This is a genomic window from uncultured Comamonas sp. (assembly GCF_964277875.1).
Lineage (GTDB): Bacteria > Pseudomonadota > Gammaproteobacteria > Burkholderiales > Burkholderiaceae_C > Comamonas > Comamonas sediminis.
This window is the reverse complement of sequence record NZ_CAXYJV010000027.1, coordinates 37,828-55,771: the sequence shown is the minus strand read 5'-3', so window position 1 is coordinate 55,771 and position 17,944 is coordinate 37,828. Positions and strand designations below refer to the sequence as shown.

The following is a 17,944-nucleotide window of genomic DNA, read 5'->3' as shown; positions in this document are numbered from 1 at the left end:
TCAGACAGAGGCGTGCTGCAGATGGCGGCCAATCGCGGCAGCAATCTGTGCACCGCTGCTGCCATCGCCAAAGGGGTTGTCGACGGTGGTGGGCGGCAGGCCGGGGAGCTGGCCGGTGGCCAGCACATGGCTGGCTGCCTGCAGAATGCGCTCGGCTTCGGTGCCCACCAGCAGGCCGGCGCCGCAGGCGATGACTTCGGGGCGCTCGGTCACTTCGCGCATCACCAGCAGCGGCTTGTGCAGCGACAGGCCCTCTTCCTGGATGCCGCCCGAGTCGGTCAGCAGCAGCTGGGCCGCGTCCATGATCTCGACCATCGGCGCGTAATCGAGCGGAGCGGTCAGGCGCCAGCGGCGCTGCACATCGGCAGGGCAGGCCGCATGGGCGCCGCGCACCACCTGCTGCACCAGCGGGTTCAGGTGCACCGGCCAGATCACTGCCGCATCGGGGTGCTGCTCGAGCAGGCGGGCCACCGATTGGGCAATCTCCACCATCGGTTCGCCCCAGTTCTCGCGCCGGTGCGCAGTCACCAGCACCAGCTGGCGCAGGCCACTGTCAATGAACCACTGGTAGTCGGGGTTGGCCACCGGCTGGCCGGCAGCGCGCTGCGTGCGCACATGGCGGGCTGCCAGCAGCACGGCGTCCACGACGGTATTGCCGACCACCGAGATCTCGCCCGGCACGTTTTCCTTCTCCAGGTTCTCGCGGGCCTGGCCGGTGGGCGCAAAGTGCCATTGGCTGACGCGGCCGATCAGGCTGCGGTTGATCTCTTCAGGAAAGGGCTCGGCAATGCGGCCCGAGCGCAGCCCGGCTTCCACATGGCCGACAGGGATCTGCAGGTAGGCGGCCGCCAGTGCGCCCATTGCGGCGCTGCTGGTGTCGCCATGCACCAGCGCCACCGCCGGCTGGAGGCTGGCCAGCGTGCTGCCGATCGCGGACATCAGCTCGCTCGACAGCGCCGGCAAGCTGGCGACCTCGCGCTTGAGGCGGATCACCTGCTCGGGCGCGATGCCAAAGAACGCATAGAGCGGCCAAGCCATCTCTTCGTGCTGGCCGGTGTGCAGCACATGGGTGGGGATGCCGCGCTGGCGCAGTGCCAGCACCACCGGTGCCATCTTGATGATCTCGGGCCGGGTGCCCATGATGGCTACGACGGACGAGGGGGAGGAGGGGGGCGAGGAAGTCATGGTTGGCGGCGCAGTTCGAGACGAAGTTCTTGGCCGCCTTGCGCACGCACCAGCCAGCCGTCGTCGGTGGCTTGCACCTGGGCCTGGCCTGCTTGTACTTGCACGGCAGCATATTTTTTTCTGGGCAGTGTCCAGGCCATGCCGGCCAGGGACTGGGGGTGGCGGGCACTGAGCACATCGGCATTACCCTGGGCCTGCAGGGACCACTCTACCTGGTCGCGGCGGCTGAGGAAGTCGGCGGCCTCCGTCATCGAGATGAACTGGCACTGCGCGCGGTCCACGCAGGCCTGCATGCTGTCGATATAGGCCTTGACGGCGGGCAGGTAGCCGACCGCGCCAATCGGGTGAAAGTAGCTCAGGCGGATGCTGCGGGTCTGCTCGATGAAACGCGCCACCTGCTGCAGCCATGCGCCAAATTCCTCGGTCGGCATCTTCTGGAACGAGGCCTCTTCCGCCGACGCCACCTGGCCATAGGTCAGCACCGGGAAGGCCCAGGACTGGTGGATCTGGCGCGTGCCCAGCCACTGCCGCGTGGGTGGCATGCCGACGTTGGCCACCGTGTAGAAGGCCTGCACGCCATGCTCGGCCATCCAGTCGTAGGTCCACAGCGGTGTGTTGCCATTGGGGGCCGAGTATTCCTTGGGCTGCTGGCCATGGTTGGCCTTGGTGACGGCGGCATTGTTCAGGTCGAGCAGCGGCATGAAGTCATCGCTGTTGCTGTCCGATGCCCCGTCGCCGAAATAGTTGTGGATCCAGCCGCCATGGTTGCCGATGGTATGGCCCTGGCTGAGCAGCTTCTGGATCATCTGCTGGGCGTCTTCGTTGTAGTCCAGGTCCATGCCCAGGCCGTCACCCGGCTTGTTCACATCGGGGCCGGCGGTGAAATGCATCGACTGGTGGCCGTGGTCGAAAATGCCGGCCTCCTGCAGCTCGTGCAGGTAGCCGATGGCCTTGCCGTCGTCGTTGTGCCAGTTCAGCACCAGAGCGCCCTTGCCGTCCGGCGCGCTGAGCAGCGCGGGCTGCTGCACCACCTGGTGGGCAAAGTAGGCCAGAAAGCCATGCAGAAAGATGCCGTCGGTGCGTTCGAGCAGGTAGGTCAGCGGCAGGTTGATGAACATCGCCTGGCCCTTGCCCCAGCGGTTGACGCTGGCCACGACATCGCCGTTGCTCGATTGCAGCAGCACCTGCAGGCCGCTGGGACGGTCGGTTTTCAGCACGGTAAAGCGCTGCGAATCCTTGGTGTAGCCCGCGATGAAGCTGGGGAAGGCCGGTTCCTGCTGCGCCAGCTCGGCCGGGTCGATGGCGGTGAGCTTGGCGGCGGCCTTGGCATCGAGGTAGCGCCCGGGGGGTATGCCCAGCAGCTCCATCGTCGCTGGCGCCCCACGGATCTCTTCATAGTCCGACAGCTGGTCCTTGAAGGTGTCGTAATCGCCATAGCGCAGGCCCAGCATCTGCGACAGGCGTGAGCTGCCCTTGTTGTAGTAGCCCCGCTCATCGAGCAAGCCGCCATCCTGCACGACCATGGCCTGGCCACCGGCATGCACGACGTCAATCAGGGTCTGCACAGCGGCGTCCGAGATATTGCGATGGAAGGTATCGGGCAGGATCACCGACTGCTGCGCCGCGGGCGCGCCGTAGTGGATGCCACGCATCCATTCGCTGATGGCCAGCGGCCTCAGCAGCACGCCGCGCTCGCGCGCGGCCTGGCGCCAGATGGCGACCTCTGGCGCATCGGGGGCCATGCGGTCGGGGATCAACAGGCTGATGGTGGCGTAATGCTGGCTGGCCCGAAGGCTGCGCGACTGGTGCCAGGCGATGGCGGCGAGCACGCACAGCACGAGCGCAGAGGCAGCCAGCCATTTTTTCCAGCGCAAGAGCTTGTTCATGGTTCAGCCTCAGCGGTTGGCCGCCGCAGCAGGGGCAAAGGGGCACTGCGTACCGATGCCGGTGTGCGCCAGCGAGGGGTCGATCATCGCATCCAGCACGGTCCAGCCCAGCGCAGCGGGGAAGGGGCGCAGCGATGCGCGCCAGCAGGCAGCCTGGATCGGGGCAGTCTGGCGCATCTTCCAGGCCACCAGACCCCAGGCATAGTGGTCTTCGCTGCGCGAGAGCCAGGCGTTGCCGTGCTGGGCCAGCCATTGGGCGGTGGCGCGGTCCGATTCGGCGCGCGAGATCAGGCCGGTCTGCCACAGGTAGGCACTGGCCAGGGTATGGGGGTAAAAGCGGGGGCGGTCGTACTCGGGCAAGGCGGGTTTCCATTCGCTGCCGCTGCGAAAGCGCTGGTGGATGGCGGCCGCCAGCCGCTTGGATCCGGGGCCGGCCTGCGCGCCTTCGCTCACCCGCAGTGCTTCATAGACCTCGATGTTGTCCATCAGGTAGTACAGCTCGGTGTCGAGCAAGGCCTTGTAGAGCTGGTTCTTGGGGTTGCGCAGACGTGCGAGCAGCTGCTGGCTGCGCGCGATGGCTTGCTCGGCAGCCGGCTGCTGGCTGGGCAGCAGCCATTTTTTTTTCTGTGCCAGATGCAGCATCTCGATCGTCGTGGCGGCCATGGAATCATCGGCATCGGCACCCATGCAACTGCGCCAGGCCTTGTCCGCTGCAGGGCAAAAGCGGTCAAAGCCGCCGTCCTGGCGCTGGCGCGGCAACAGCCAGGACAGCCACTGCTGCAGCTCGGCCTGCAGGGGCGCATCCGCCTGCAGCGCGATCGTGAAGCCCTTGTTGACGAAATACGGGTCCACCACCTGGCCGCCCACGGTCGTGTAATAGGCGCCATCGCCGGTGGCAAAGGCGGCCAGCCCCGGCGGCTCGGCCGGCTGGGCCGCGCCTGCGAGCTGCCAGGCCATCGCGGCAGAGGCGATCCAGAGATTGCGTGTTTTCATAGCACCACCTGTCCGGAACGTACCGCCGCAATACTGCCATAAACCCGCACACTGGCGTTGAGCGCAATGGTCCAGGCCGAGACACTGCTGGGACAGTCCTTGTCGCCGACCTGGCTGTCAGGCCCCAGGTGCAGGCGTTTGCCCGCGCACAGCGGGCCTTCGACATAGTTGTTGCCCTTGGTCTGCAGATCGCCATTGACGAACACGGCACCTTGCACGCAGGCACTCTTGGCGAGGACGGCATTGCCATGCACCTTGACGTGGCCGATGACCACGGACATCTCCTCCATCAGCAGGTTGCCGGTGACCACCAGGCCGCCCCGCAAGATGGTGCCGACGGGAATGCGCAAGTCACCTTCATGGCGCCGCTGCTGCGTTGTCAGCGGCATGCCGATGCCCAGCTCGGGCAGCGGAAACTGCAGCGAGCGCTTGAGCGGCCAGGTAAACACGCATTCGGCTGCGAGGCGCAGAAAGCGCGCACCGGGCGACAGCACGATATGGCGTTCGGCACTGGTCAGGCGCGCCAGCTGCGCCGGCCCCAGGCAGTGGATGCTTTTGGCATGCAACACGCGCTGCACGACGCTGTTGGCCTGCAGCTCGACGATATCGCTGGAGACGAGGGTGCGCAGCTCGGAGCGAAAGCCGATCACCACCGGCAGTGCGGTCCGGGCCATGAGGCGGCTCTGGCCTCGGGGGACCATCAGGCGCCCCTGGTCATCCCGTTGCCATTGCGCTACGCGCGGCATGGCTTCGAGCAGGTCGAGCTGCTCGGCCATGCGGTGGGCGGCGTAGTCGGTGCGGCCGTCGTCCAGCGGGTCGATCTCCAGCGCATCGGCATCGCTGCGCGAGTACAGCTCTCGCAGCGCCGGCAACAGCGGCAGAAGGAAGACCAGGACGGTCGCGATCAGCCACATGCTGCCAAACAGCAAGGGGTTGGTGGGGGCGGTCATACACGGGCTTCAGGCAGGGCGGGGGTGACCGGGACAGTGGCTGGCGCAGCGGGTGGCTGGCGGTAGCGCACGGTCTTGTCCCATTTGAACTGGCGCTTGAACAGCTTGTCGAGCAGCAGCCCGTCGATCGTGGCCTTCGAGACCGCCACCATGCTGACGACAAAGCCGGTCAGCAGCAGCGGCAGCAGGCGCAGGCGGCGCTGGTGGCCATCGAGGTGCACGGCCGCAGCCACTTCAAAGAAGGCCGCGAAGTTGCCGACGCAGGCAAAACCGGTGGCGATCAGCAGCATCAGCAGCGCAATGTTCACATTCGCACCGATGCCATAGCCCGTCACGGTCAGCACCAGCGCCAGCATCCAGCCCACCAGCAGGATGGGGGACATCAGGAACACGCCCAGCAGTGCCACGCCATCGACCCGCTCCATCCAGCGCAGGCCCTTGCGGGTCAGCATCTCGGTGCCCAGCTTGGTCATGACCTGGTTGTGGCCCTTGGCCCAGCGGCTGATCTGGCGAAAACGCACGGCCCAGCTCTCAGGGACTTCTTCATAGCATTCGGCATAGCCCAGGTAAGCGGTTTGCCAGCCCTTGAGCAGCAGGCGGTAGGTCAGGTCGGTGTCCTCGGCCAGCACCTCCGGTGTCCAGCCGCCCACGTCCTGCAGCGCGCTCAGGCGAATGCCGCCGACCGTGCCGCCGTATTGGGCCACGGCGCCCAGGTTGAAGCGGGCCTGCTGGTCCACCTGGTAGCCGCCGGAGCGCTCCAGATCCAACAGGCGGGTGAGCAGGTTCACACCGGCGTTCTGCGGCACCACGCGGCCCATGACGGCACCGACTTCAGGGTCGAGAAAGGGGGCCACCAGCTGCTTGATGATCTTCTTGCCGGGCAGGTAGTCGGCGTCGAACACGACGATCAGCTCGGACTGGCCCCGGGCCTGGACGATCGCCGTGGCATCGGCCAGTGCAGCGGCCTTGCCGGGCGGGCCTTCCTGGCGGTGAAACAGCTGCAGGCGGCCTGGGTGGCGGTCGGCATAGCCGTCGATGATCTGGCGTGTGCCATCGGTCGAACGGTCATTGACCGGCATGATGGTCAGGCGGTCGCGCGGATAGTCCACATCCAGCAATGCCTCGATGCAGCCGGAGATGACGGCCTCTTCGTTGTGCGCTGCGATAAATACCGTGATGTGCGGCCAATGGGCATGCTCGATGCCGGCATACAGCGGGCGCTGCCGTGCAAACAGGCGGTTGAGCGTGAACGCATAGTGGCGGAAGGTGTAGAGCGCTTCGAGCAATACCACCAGCAGCAGCGCTGCCAGGCACAGACCCAGGCCCCAGGTGGCCCAGCTGGCTTGGTAAGGCCTCAACGGCTGCGCATGGGCCCAAACAGGAAAAAGGCCCAGAAACGCTGCGCAGAGGGCAGGTGCCTGAAGGAGGGGTGCGGAGCGCTTGGGCATGGTGATTGATAGAAAAAAATTCTTACGACTTGCGATTCGATTATATCAATCGACAAAACAGTATGAATAGTGTTTCAACAAGTATCCGAGTAAAAAGTAAGTATTTATTAACGCCAAAGGAGATAACTATCAACGCTCTGCCGGATCTTCGTCCTGTTGCAGTTACAAATTGATGCTTGATTTGGAAGTGTTTTTTAACGATTTGACACGGCGGATGATGCGCTGCAGCATCGGATTCTGTGACCGGGTGATGCGCTCAGCAGTGGCAAGAAGCGCACACCGATAGAAAAAATGCGCAGCAGTGGAGGCAAGCGCGCTCCATGCAGGCGGCCGGGGCCGGGACCACAGAAGCGGGCGGGGGAAGGAGGGTCAGCGCGCAACGGGACAGCGCCCGCGCGGGGGCGGGCGCGTGGCGCTGGCTAAGAGAGGTGGGAGGCGGGGATAGAAGCGCCGCGCAGCGGCGGCGCGGCGCTCAGCAGGCGCTGCGGGTGACCAGGCCGCCCGGGCCAGGCCTGGCGCGCCTGCGAAATGGCTCAGTGCTGTCCGAAGCGGGCCATATAGGCCTGAGGCTCACCGGTCTTGAAGGCGTTGGCAAACTCCTGCACGCTGTCGCCGATCGCCTGGTCGATCGATTGCTGCTCCCAGGCACGCAGCATGCGCTTTTGCTGGCGCAGGGCCTGCGGGCCGTAGCTGGCCAGCTTGTTGGCCATGTGTTCCACCTCGCCGTCCAGCCGCGCGGGCGGCACCACCTGGTCGAGCAGCCCCCACTGGAGTGCCTGCGCGGCATCGATGTTGTCGCCGGTCAGCAGCAGCCACTGCGTGCGGGCTGCGCCAATCAGCCGGGGCAGCAGCGCGGCATGGATCACCGAGGGGATACCCACCTGGACCTCGGGCATGCCGCATTGCACGCGGTTGCTGGCAATGCGGATATCGCAGGCACAGGCCAGCTCCAGCCCGCCACCCAGGGTCCAGCCCGGCAGGCGCGCAATCACCGGTGTGGGGAACTGGCGCGCCCCTTCGCAGACGCGGCGCAGCCGGGTGATGAAGGCGGCGGCATTGTCGGGCGTGAGCGCCCGCATCTCCTTGATATCCGCACCTGCGACAAAGGCCTTGTCGCCTGTGCCGCGCAGCACCAGCACGCGGATGCGGCTGTCCTGCGCCAAGGTACCGAGTGCCTGGGCCAGATCTTCCAGCACCGGTGACGACAGGATATTGAGGCTGCCGGCGTTGCGGAAAGTCAGGGTCGCCACGCCGTTGTCTTGCAGGCTGGTGTGGGCATGGTGCAGGTCGGTCAAAAGCATGCAGCCATTGTGAAGATGCATCGCCAGCGGGCCGGTCCCCATCGAGACAAAACGCCAATCAGCCGCATGAAACAACCATGCAGCGCTATGATTTTAAAAGAGAATTTACATATTGAAACTATTACATGTACACATCACATGTAATGACTGTTATCGTGGCCCCATGGACCAAAAAACATCTGCCCACTACCAGCGCTTGCACCGCCAACGGCTGCGGGAGCAAGGGTTGGTGAAGAAAGAAGTCTGGGTACTTCCAGAGTACAGCGCGGTCCTGCATCTGCTCGAAAAGCAGATGCGCCAGCCGCAGGCGCAACCGGGTTCATGGACCATCCACCAACAGGAGGGGAGTATGGAAAGCAGCAAGCACCACTACCGCAGCATTCAGGCACTGGCCGAAGAGTTGGGTGCATCGGCGCTGGCCCGGGAGGGCAAGTTGCAGATTGAGCTACTGGAAGGGGCCGAGACCAGCGTGCTGGTCACCTTGTCCGATTTTGGCGACCTGCCGGTGCATTTGGCGCTGTCAGGCGAGCAGCTGGTGGTCGAGGCCTTTCTGTGGCCCGCCAACCAGGTGCGCGATGGCGCGGGCCTCAATGCCCAAATCCTGCGGCTGCAAAAGCTGTTCCCGTTCACGACGATGGCGCTGGAGCCACTGGCGCGGGGCGGCGAGGGCTATGTGATGTTTGCCGCGATGCGCGCCAACAGCAGCACGGACGACATCCTCGCCGAGATCCTGATCCTGGCCGACAGCGTGATCCAGGCCACCGAGGCGCTGGCCCCCTATCTGACCTTGGCGCAGGTCTGAGCGCAGCCCGTCCCCGACCCCACAGTACAAGGAGAGCATCATGACCGTATGGAACAAGCTGGTGACTGCGCTGCGCGGCGCCGCGCACGAGGCGGGTGAAGCCGTCACTGACAGCCAGGCGCTGCGCATCCTGGACCAGGAGATCCGCGATGCCGACAACGACCTGAACAGCTCCAAGGAAGCGCTGGCCGAGATCATGGCCAAGCAAAAGCTGTCTGCCGGCAAGCTGCAGACCACCCAGGCGAAGATTGCCGAATACGAAGGCTATGCACTCAAGGCGCTGGAAACCCAGGACGAAGCCCTGGCACTCGAAGTGGCCGGCAAGGTTGCGCTGCTCGAAACCCAGCGCGATGAAGAAGAGGCCCAGCTGGGCGCCTTCACCCAGAGCGTGGAGCAGCTGCGCACGGCGATCCAGACGGCGCAGTCCAACATCAAGCGCCTCAAGCAGCAGGCGGACACCGTCAAGGCCACCGAGAGCGTGCAACGCGCCCAGGCGACGGTGGCGGGCCGCTACACCGGCTCGCAGTCGCGGGTGCAGACGGCGCTTGATTCGCTCGAACGCATCAAGCAAAAGCAGGCCGAGCGCGGCGCCCGCATGGAGAGCGCGGCCGAGCTGGCGCAAAGCAGCAGCGAGGACGCGCTCGACGCCAAGCTGCGCGCCGCAGGCATCACCGCCACCGCCGGCAATGCGCAGTCGGTGCTCGAGCGCCTCAAGGCGCAACGCGCCGGCTCCAAGGAAGGTTGATACCGCCCGGGGCCATGGCTGGCCCGACCAGACACACAACAAGTGAGGAGCGGGCGCTGCGGCCGCTACCGCACACCTAGAAGAGGGACTGCCATGTCGACATTTCTGCACTATGCGCTGGGCTTTCCGACCTTCATCTTCGGCGCATTGCTGCTGTGCATGCTGCTGTACTGGCTGATCGCCCTGGTCGGCCTGGTGGAGACCGATTCGCTGGACCAATGGCTGCTGTTTGACGGCAGCGACCATGCCCATGGCGTGGAGCATTCGGTCAGCGCGCTGGCCGGCCTGCTGCTCAAGGTGGGTCTGGGCGGCATTCCGGCCACCGTGATCCTGACGGTGTTGCTGCTGCTGTCCTGGCTGGCCTCCTATGTGCTGTGCCACCTGGTGCCCATGCCCGAGGGCTGGGCGCTGCTCAACCTGCTTATCGGCAGCGCGCTGGCAGTGGCTGCGCTGGTGCTGGGCTTTGCCGCCACCGTGGTGGTGCTGCGGCCGCTGCGCGGCCTGGTGGCGCGCATTGCGCCGCCCGAGACCCCCCAGGTGCTGCTGGGCCGCACGGGCCTGGTGCGCAGCGGGGTGGTCAACGCCACGCAAGGCTATGGCAGCGTCGATGACGGCGGCGGCGGGCTCAATGTGCAGATGCGCTCGCCAGAGCGCGACCTGCCGCGCGGCACCGAGATCGTGCTGATCGAGCACTTGCCCGAGCACAACGCCTGGCGCGTGGTCAGCAAGGCTGAGTTCGACGGCAGCGAGATACCGGGCCTGCTGCCACCGGTTTGATGGGAGCGGCTCGCCCGCGCCAGCGCGGCGGCCCGCATTCGCAATTTTTCAAAGACTGATATTGATAGGGAGATCCGCATGAATTGGGGAAATATGGAGTGGTACATCGTTGCCGGGGTGCTGATCGGCTCGGTCTTCGTGGTCATCCTGGGCCTGTTTGCACTGGTCAAGGCCTTCTACATCAAGGTGCCCCAGGGCACGGCCTTGATCATCAACGACACCACCTCGCAGCCCAAGGTGAAGTTCACCGGCGGCATGGTGCTGCCGGTGATCCACAAGAAGGAGTTCATGCGCATCTCGCTGATCACCTTGGAGATTGACCGCCGGGGCAAGGAAGGCCTGATCTGCCGCGACAACATGCGCGCCGATATCACCGTCGCGTTCTACCTGCGCGTCAACGAGACCGCTGCCGACGTGCTCAAGGTGGCCAAGGCCATCGGCGTGGACCGCGCCTCGGAAAAGGGTGCCGTCAACGAGTTGTTCAATGCCAAGTTCTCCGAGGCCTTGAAGACCGTGGGCAAGCAGATCGACTTTGTGAAGCTGTTCGAGAACCGCCAGGATTTCCGCGACCAGATCATCCATGTGATCGGCAACGATCTCAACGGCTATGTGCTCGAAGACGTGGCCATCGACTACCTGGAGCAGACCTCCAAGGCCTCGCTGGACCCGAACAACATCCTGGACGCCGAAGGTATCCGCAAGATCACCGAGCTGACGGCTAACCAGAACATCGTCACCAACGAGCTCGAGCGCAATGCCGAGCTGGCCGTGACCAAGAAGAACGTCGAGACCAAGGAAGCGATGCTGGCGCTGGAGCGCCAGCAGGCCGATGCTGAAGCGCGCCAGAAGCGCGAGATCGCGACCATCCAGGCGCGCGAACAGGCCGAGACCCAGAAGGTGCAGGAAGAGGAGCGCCTCAAGGCCGAGCAGGCCCGCATCCAGACGCAGGAGCAGCTCGACATCCGCGAAGAAAACCGCCAGCGTGAAGTGGCGGTGGCGCAGCAGAACCGCGAGCGCGCGGTGGTCATCGAGATCGAAAAGGTCACCCGCGCCAAGGACCTGGAAGTGGTCTCGCGCCAGCGCGAGGTGGAGCTGCAGCGCATCGAGAAGGAAAAGGCCATCGAAGTCGAGAAGGCCAACATCGCCAACGTCATCCGCGAGCGTGTGGTGGTCGAAAAGGGCGTGGCCCAGGAAGAGGAACGCATCAAGGAAGTGCGCGTGGTGTCCGAAGCCGAGCGCATGAAGCAGGTCACCGTGCTGACCGCCCAGGCCCAGGCCGAAGAGGACCTGGTGCGCCAGGTCAAGAAGGCCGAGGCGGATGAAACCGCGTCGCGCCACAAGGCCGTTGAGGTGACCACCCTGGCCCAGGCCGAGCTGGAGGCCGCCGGCAAGACGGCCGAAGCCAAGAAGAAGATGGCCGAGGCCATCGAGGTCGAGCGCGCAGCGCCCGGCCTGGCCGATGCCAAAGTGCGCGAAGTGACGGCCGCCGCGATCGAGCGCGAAGGCCTGGTGCAAGCCAAGATCATTGCGGAAAAGCTCATTGCCCAGGCCAAGGGCGAAGAGGAAAAGGGTCTGGCCGAAGTGCGCGTGATCGAGGCCCAGGCCGATGCCAACGAGAAGCTGGGCCTGGCCGATGCCAAGGTGCTCGAAGAGCGCCTGATGGCGCAGGCCCGTGGTGAGGCCCAGGTGGGCAACACCAAGGCCGTCGTGACCCGCGATGTCGGCCAGTCCGAAGCCGATGTGCTGCGCGACAAGCTGTTCGCCGAGGCCAAGGGCCTGACCGAGAAGTTCGGCGCGCTGGCCTCGCTGTCCGACCAGGCCCGCTCGCACGAAGAGTTCCGCATGCAGCTGGAGAAGAACTTCGAGCAGGCGCTCGCTGCCATCGAGGCGAACAAGACGGTGGCGCAGGAGCAGGCCGAGGTGCTGTCGGCCGCACTGTCCAAGGCCAATATCGACATCGTCGGCGGCGGTGGCGACTTCTTCAACAACTTTGCCAAGGCGCTGTCGGTCGGCAAGGCGGTCGAGGGTGTCTCGGCCAAGAGCCCCATCGTGCAGGAGCTGCTGCAGAAGTTCATTGGCGGCAAGGGCCTGCCCAGCGATGCGCTGAGCAACCTGCTGGGCGGTGGCCAGGACAAGAAGAGCCTGCCCCCTTCGGCGGCCGAGTCCTGAACCCTGACCAGGCCAGGCCAGGCGCCCTGCCTGGTCTGGCCTGACCTTGGGCCGGCCCGATCCTTCTGGGCGCCCCGCCCTCTTGCAACGCAGGCCCCAGTCCGCGCGCTGGCCTGCCGTGCCCCACCGCATTCTCTGCCGCTCTAGCCATGTCCACTACCCCATCCAACGACTCCCCAGACCGCTCTGCCGTTGACGACGCCGTCGCCAGTGGCGGCTCCTATGAAGTGCTGGCCAAGCGGCTCGATGCCCAGGGCCAGGCGCTGGAGACGCTGGCGCGTGAACTCAATGAAGCACGGCTGGAGGAGTTTGGCCGCAGCCAGATGGAGGTCATCGCCCGCATGCGGGTGCGCACCGAAAACAACTGCCTGGGCCGCGACATCGCCCAGGTCGGCGGTTATCTGCTGTTTGGCTACAACGTCTTCATGGGCCTCAAGCAGGAGACACGCATCGACGATGTGTTCGCGCTCTACCGCCTGCACGAGGGCGAGCAGGGCTACGAAGTCACACCGGTGGACACCAGGGACAGCTTTCTGGGCATCCAGAGCTTTGTCCAGGATTTCCAGGAGCTCTACGCCTACTACAAGCACACCAAGCTGATGCAGCTGGCGGTGCGCGATGGCAAGCTGCTGGCCAGCTTCCAGATCGGCGAGCGCCTGGGCGATGTGCGGGTGTTCCGCTGGTCGGTCTCGCCCGATGGCCAGCAGATCCGCTACATCGACAACCGGGGCGAGCGTGACATCGAGCTGCCGGCACCCCATGATTTCGAATGGCAGCGCGCCGGCCGCGAGCACCTGGTACAGGGCCGCCACCCGCACATCAACATCCTCGACAAGGTGTTTGTCGAGACGCTCGATGGCGACCTGACGATCAAGGTCGAGAACAACACCAACGACGGCCTGGGCATCTACCGCGAGCCGGTGCAGGAGAAGAACCAGTCGCTCGACGACGCGGTGTTTGAATACGCGGCCGTCGGCAGCCTGATCCTGCTCAAGATCCTGCCCTACCGCGAGGACCAGTGGCGCTATCTGGTCTACAACACCTTGTCGCGCCAGGTGCTGCGCATCGATGCGATTGGCGCAGCCTGCATCCAGTTGCCGCAGGACCACGGCATCATCTTCCCCGGCGGCTACTACCTGCAAAACGGCGAGCACCGCGCCTTCGAGCAGAACATGCAGGGCATGCGCTACCGCCGCAGCATCCGCTCGCCCAATGGTGAGGACGTGCTCTATGTGTTCTACGAGCCCGAGAGCGGGCGCATGGCACTGTTCAAGTACAACCTGATCGAGCGGGCGCTGCAGCCGCCGATCATCGGCCACGGCTATGCGCGCATGGACGATGGCCGCATCGTCATCTTTGCTGCCGAGAGCAATGAGGCTTCGCGCGTGCACCCGATGCAGCTGTGGCGCACGCCCTTCGCATCGGACGACTATGCCGCGCGCCAGCCGCAAAAGGACAGCGCGCTGGGCCGCATCGGCAATGCCGAGCTGGTCAGCGGCATCTCTGACCTGTACAGCGTGCGCAAGGAGATCGCCGCCACCGAGGTATCGCTGCCGCGCTACGAGCGCCTGATCGACACCGCGCGCCGCCTGTTCGAGCGCTACCACTGGCTCAGCGGCCCGGGCATGCAGGCGCTGCATGAGAACCTGCTGGGCATCGTCGCCACCGGCGATGCGGTGCTGGACGAGTACGAGAAAGTCGAGAGTATCCGCCAGGCCTCGGCCAAGGCGATGAGTGAGGTCAGCAGCCGCCATGTGCAGCTGCTCAAGCAGATACGCCTGTCCGATGGCGACAGCATCGACGACTATGTAGGCGCGCTGACCGATCTGGCCGCATTGCGCGGCCAGTTGCTGGCCACGCGCGAGCTGCGTTATGTCGATGCCGCAGCGATCGAGGCCATGGTGCAGACGGCTGACGAGGCCCAGGCCGAGGTCTCGCAACGCACGGCGGGCTTTATTGCCACCGATGCTGCGATGCAGCCCTATGTGGAGCAACTGCAGGCACTGGACCAGCAGGCCCAGGCGGCCACCACCGTGGTGCAGCTGGCCGAGCCGCTGGCGCAGATGGCCCAGATGTCGGCCGCGCTCGATCTGCTGTCCGAGCTGATGGGCAGCCTCAAGATCGACGATGCCACCCAGCGCACGGCGGTGGTGGACCGCATCTCGTCCATCTATGCCCGCCTCAACCAGGTGCGGGCCCGGGCCGAGCAGCGCAAGTCCGGCCTGGGCAGCGCCGAGAACCTGGCGCAGTTTGCCGCGCAGCTGGCGCTGTTCTCGCAGAGCATTGTCAGCGGGCTGAACCTGGCCCAGACCCCCGAGAAATGCGATGAGCAGCTGGCGCGCTTGCTGGTGCAGCTCGAAGACATCGAGGGCCAGTTTGGCGAGCATGCGCAGTTTCTCTCGGACATCATCGCCAAGCGCGAAGAGGTGCTGGAGACCTTCGAGGCGCGCAAGCAGTCCCTGCAGGACGAGCGCCAGCGCCGCGCGCAGGGCGTGCTCGACGCCGCGCTGCGCATTGTGCAGGGCCTGCCCAAGCGCACCGAGAAGATCGCCAGCCCCGAAGCGCTGCACGCATTCTTCGCAGGCGACCCGCTCATCGCCAAGCTCAAGGAGCTGGCCCAGCGCCTGCGCGGAGAGCTGCAGGACCCCGTCAAGGCCGATGACATCGACAGCCGCATCAAGTCGCTGCGCGACCAGGCCTTCCGCGCGCTGCAGGACCGCAATGAGCTGTACGAGGGCGATGGCAAGCTGATCCGCCTGGGCCGCCACCGCTTCTCGGTCGGCAACCAGGATCTGGACCTGACCTTGCTGCCCCGCGATGGCCAGCTTTACCTGCACCTGGTGGGCACCGAGTATTTCGAGCCCGTGGACAACCCCGAGTTGGCCGGTCTGCAGGCCTACTGGGATGCCTCGTCGCCCGCCGAATCGGCCGAGATGTACCGGGGGGAGTACCTGGCGCTGGAGGTGGTGCAGGCCGTGCGTGCCGGCCGCGAGGGCTGGAGCGAGGACCGCCTGCGCCAGCTCTTGCCCGATGCCGGGGCGCTGACCCAGGCGATTCGGGAGTTTTCTGCGCCGCGCTACCGCGACGGCTATGAGCGCGGCATCCACGACCATGATGCGGCGCTGATCCTGCAGGCGCTGGTGCCGCTGGCCGATGGCGCCGGTGTGCTGCGCCATGCGCCGCAGGCACGCAGCCTGGCGCTGCTGTTCTGGAGCCAGCAAGCCCATATCCAGCAGCCGCAGCTGGCCAGCAGCATTGCGCGCTGGCCGGAGCGCGCGCAGCAGGCCCTGGCGATGCAGCAACTGCTGGGCAGCGAGGCCGAGCGCCTGGCGCTGCAGACCGACATCATGGCCCAGCTGCGCGCCTTTGCGCAGGACCAGGGCCTGCTCGATGCGCTGCTGCGCTCCGACCCGGCCAGCCCGTTGCTGTCAGCGGCTGCGCCCGATGAGGGTGAGTGGGACAGCGAGGCCGACAACCTGCTGCGCGCCGCCGCCGATTACCTGCAGGCCGAGCTGGCGCACAAGGCGCTGCGCCTCCATTTCTCGGGTGCCAGCCAGGCGGTGGTGGCTGCCTTGCAGCAGGCGCTCAAGGCCGGCCCCAAGGAGGGGCTGCACTGGACCGATCTGCAGCGCTACTGGGCGGGCAGCGAGGCCGGCCAGGCCAGCCGTGAGCGCGGCGCCGCACCGCTGGCCCAGCGCTGGCGCAGCGCGCTGCACTGGCTGCAGACGGTGGCCGAGGCTGCGCCGCCGGCCGAGCGCGCCGCCTGGCTGCCGTACTGCAGCGAGGCCGCCGCCTGGCTGGTCTGCCAAAGCGAGCTGCCGCACCAGGTCAGCCATGCCGATCTGCGCTGCGAAGTGCCGGGCCTGCTGGGGCAGCACGGCCGGGTGGAGGACGGCTGCATGCACATCCAACTCGACGAGCTGACCACGCGCGCGGCGCGCCACTACCGCCGCTATGTGCCGCAGTGGGAACGCTACCAGGCGCTGCGCCAGCAGCTGCTGGGCGACTACCGGGCGCGCTTCCGGCTGGAGGAGTTCAAGGCGCGGCCGCTGTCGTCCTTTGTGCGCAACCGGCTGATCAACGAGATCTACCTGCCGGTGATCGGCGACAACCTGGCCAAGCAGATCGGCGTGGTGGGCGAGAACAAGCGCACCGACCAGATGGGCCTGCTGATGATGATCTCGCCGCCCGGCTACGGCAAGACCACGTTGATGGAGTACGTGGCCAACCGCCTGGGGCTGATCTTCATGAAGATCAACGGCCCGGCGCTGGGCCATTCGGTGCGCTCGCTTGACCCGGCGCAGGCGCCCGACGCGACGGCGGCCAAGGAGCTGGACAAGCTCAACCTGGCGCTGGAGATGGCCAACAACGTGATGCTGTACATCGACGACATCCAGCACACGCACCCCGAGTTTTTGCAGAAGTTCATCTCGCTGTCCGATGGCACGCGCCGCATCGAAGGCGTGTGGCGGGGCCAGACCAAGACCCATGACATGCGCGGCAAGCGCTTTTGCGTGGTCATGTCCGGCAACCCCTATACCGAGTCGGGGGAGGTCTTCAAGATCCCGGACATGCTGGCCAACCGCGCCGATATCTACAACCTGGGCGATGTGCTGGGCGGCATGGACGAGGTCTTCAAGCTCAGCTATATCGAAAACAGCATGACCTCGAACGCGGTGCTGGCGCCGATGGCCACGCGCAGCCTGCAGGACCTGTACCTGCTGCTCGACCGGGTGCAGGGCAAGGAGGTCTCGGCCAATGCGCTGTCGCACGACTACGCCGCCGCCGAGTTGCGCGAGATGGAGGCCGTGCTCCAGCGCATGCTGCAGGTGCGCGAGCTGGTGTTCAAGGTCAACCAGCAGTACATCCACAGCGCTGCGCAGGACGACAACTACCGCACCGAGCCACCGTTCAAGCTGCAGGGCAGTTACCGCAACATGAACAAGCTGGCCGAGAAGATCACCCCGGTGATGAACGATGCCGAGATGGCGCAGATGCTGAGCGACCATTACCAGGGCGAGGCGCAGATGCTGACCGGCGGCGCCGAGGAAAACCTGCTCAAGCTCGCCGAGCTGCGTGGCAGCGCCGATGCCCAGGGCCAGGCGCGCTGGGCCGAGATCAAGGCCCAGTTCCAGCGCCAGAAGGCCGCCGGCGGCGCCAATGCCGATGCCGCCACCCGGGTGACGACCCAGCTGGTCGACCTGGTGGCCGCCACCCGCGCGATGGCCGATGCCCAGCAGGCCCGGCACAGCGGCGCCAGCGCGGCGCAAGCGGAGCTGCAGCACATGCTGGCGCAGTGGGGCCAGGCGCAAACGGCGGTGCGCCAGTCGCTCGATGGCATCCGCCAGGCGGTGCTGGACAGTGCACCGCCGCAACAGCCGGCCCGCCAGGCCCACCCACAGCCGCTGGATCTGGCGGTGCAGCAGCTCGGCCAGCTGGTGCTGCAGTCCTTGCAGCCCGTCGTCGAGCACCTGGACCAGAGCCGGCGCCAGCAGCTGGGCCTGCACCGGGTGCTGCTGCAGGTCGCTGCGCGCCTGCAGGAGCAGATCGACCAGCAGCGCGCCGGCCGCCTGCCGGTGCAGCCCACCTTGCAGGCCGACGACATCGACAAGGCTTTTGACCGGATGCAGGACCCGCGCCCGCCGGCTTGAAAGCTTTGTTATCAGGTGCAAGCAGCGCCTTTGTCCT

The 17,944-nt window shown here is 65.9% G+C and carries 11 protein-coding genes; 5 read left to right on the top strand and 6 right to left on the bottom strand.

What is annotated here, in order from left to right; genetic code table 11:
• The 6 genes from wecB to ACHWUQ_RS10205 form a co-directional block, all read right to left on the bottom strand.
• Positions 1 to 1,185, bottom strand: coding sequence for a non-hydrolyzing UDP-N-acetylglucosamine 2-epimerase (gene wecB / locus ACHWUQ_RS10230; RefSeq protein WP_369460623.1), 1,185 nt, complete (start codon positions 1,183 to 1,185; stop codon positions 1 to 3).
• Positions 1,182 to 3,071 (bottom strand): hypothetical protein, encoded by a 1,890-nt coding sequence (locus ACHWUQ_RS10225; protein WP_312834789.1) that lies wholly within the window; start codon positions 3,069 to 3,071, stop codon positions 1,182 to 1,184. The genes wecB and ACHWUQ_RS10225 overlap by 4 nt, the downstream gene beginning before the upstream one ends.
• A 9-nt stretch (positions 3,072 to 3,080) precedes the next feature.
• Positions 3,081 to 4,064: a hypothetical protein gene (locus ACHWUQ_RS10220; RefSeq protein ID WP_394681051.1), complete on the bottom strand. Its 984-nt coding sequence runs from the start codon at positions 4,062 to 4,064 to the stop codon at positions 3,081 to 3,083.
• Positions 4,061 to 5,014 carry a hypothetical protein gene (locus ACHWUQ_RS10215; RefSeq protein WP_394681050.1) on the bottom strand — a complete coding sequence of 318 codons (954 nt, stop codon included), beginning with the start codon at positions 5,012 to 5,014 and terminating at the stop codon, positions 4,061 to 4,063. Before ACHWUQ_RS10215 ends, ACHWUQ_RS10220 begins: the two co-directional genes overlap by 4 nt.
• The gene (locus tag ACHWUQ_RS10210) at positions 5,011 to 6,372 is read right to left on the bottom strand and encodes a glycosyltransferase family 2 protein (RefSeq protein WP_312526187.1); all 1,362 of its coding nucleotides are present in this window, start codon (positions 6,370 to 6,372) and stop codon (positions 5,011 to 5,013) included. The genes ACHWUQ_RS10215 and ACHWUQ_RS10210 overlap by 4 nt, the downstream gene beginning before the upstream one ends.
• Before the next feature lie 623 nt (positions 6,373 to 6,995).
• Positions 6,996 to 7,763 (bottom strand): enoyl-CoA hydratase, encoded by a 768-nt coding sequence (locus ACHWUQ_RS10205; protein WP_394681049.1) that lies wholly within the window; start codon positions 7,761 to 7,763, stop codon positions 6,996 to 6,998.
• Between the two features lie 349 nt (positions 7,764 to 8,112).
• On the opposite strand from ACHWUQ_RS10205, the gene ACHWUQ_RS10200 reads away from it, so the two are divergent.
• The 5 genes from ACHWUQ_RS10200 (at position 8,113) to ACHWUQ_RS10180 (ending at position 17,907) form a co-directional block, all read left to right on the top strand.
• Positions 8,113 to 8,565 carry a YjfI family protein gene (locus ACHWUQ_RS10200; RefSeq protein ID WP_239810134.1) on the top strand — a complete coding sequence of 151 codons (453 nt, stop codon included), beginning with the start codon at positions 8,113 to 8,115 and terminating at the stop codon, positions 8,563 to 8,565.
• Between the two features lie 40 nt (positions 8,566 to 8,605).
• Complete coding sequence (locus ACHWUQ_RS10195) at positions 8,606 to 9,310, top strand: PspA/IM30 family protein (protein WP_239810135.1); 705 nt, start codon at positions 8,606 to 8,608, stop codon at positions 9,308 to 9,310.
• Positions 9,311 to 9,403: 93 nt separating this feature from the next.
• Positions 9,404 to 10,087: a ubiquinone biosynthesis protein UbiH gene (locus tag ACHWUQ_RS10190; protein ID WP_312414259.1), complete on the top strand. Its 684-nt coding sequence runs from the start codon at positions 9,404 to 9,406 to the stop codon at positions 10,085 to 10,087.
• Positions 10,088 to 10,165: 78 nt separating this feature from the next.
• Positions 10,166 to 12,256 carry a hypothetical protein gene (locus tag ACHWUQ_RS10185; RefSeq protein ID WP_394681048.1) on the top strand — a complete coding sequence of 697 codons (2,091 nt, stop codon included), beginning with the start codon at positions 10,166 to 10,168 and terminating at the stop codon, positions 12,254 to 12,256.
• Between the two features lie 149 nt (positions 12,257 to 12,405).
• Positions 12,406 to 17,907: a DNA repair ATPase gene (locus tag ACHWUQ_RS10180; RefSeq protein ID WP_394681047.1), complete on the top strand. Its 5,502-nt coding sequence runs from the start codon at positions 12,406 to 12,408 to the stop codon at positions 17,905 to 17,907.
• Positions 17,908 to 17,944: the final 37 nt, after the last annotated feature.

Coding starts and splice junctions, on each gene's coding strand:
- wecB (WP_369460623.1), bottom strand. CDS start 1,185: ATGACTTCCTCGCCCCCCTCCTCCCCCTCGTCCGTCGTAGCCATCATG.
- ACHWUQ_RS10225 (WP_312834789.1), bottom strand. CDS start 3,071: ATGAACAAGCTCTTGCGCTGGAAAAAATGGCTGGCTGCCTCTGCGCTC.
- ACHWUQ_RS10220 (WP_394681051.1), bottom strand. CDS start 4,064: ATGAAAACACGCAATCTCTGGATCGCCTCTGCCGCGATGGCCTGGCAG.
- ACHWUQ_RS10215 (WP_394681050.1), bottom strand. CDS start 5,014: ATGACCGCCCCCACCAACCCCTTGCTGTTTGGCAGCATGTGGCTGATC.
- ACHWUQ_RS10205 (WP_394681049.1), bottom strand. CDS start 7,763: ATGCTTTTGACCGACCTGCACCATGCCCACACCAGCCTGCAAGACAAC.
- ACHWUQ_RS10200 (WP_239810134.1), top strand. CDS start 8,113: ATGGAAAGCAGCAAGCACCACTACCGCAGCATTCAGGCACTGGCCGAA.
- ACHWUQ_RS10195 (WP_239810135.1), top strand. CDS start 8,606: ATGACCGTATGGAACAAGCTGGTGACTGCGCTGCGCGGCGCCGCGCAC.
- ACHWUQ_RS10190 (WP_312414259.1), top strand. CDS start 9,404: ATGTCGACATTTCTGCACTATGCGCTGGGCTTTCCGACCTTCATCTTC.
- ACHWUQ_RS10185 (WP_394681048.1), top strand. CDS start 10,166: ATGAATTGGGGAAATATGGAGTGGTACATCGTTGCCGGGGTGCTGATC.
- ACHWUQ_RS10180 (WP_394681047.1), top strand. CDS start 12,406: ATGTCCACTACCCCATCCAACGACTCCCCAGACCGCTCTGCCGTTGAC.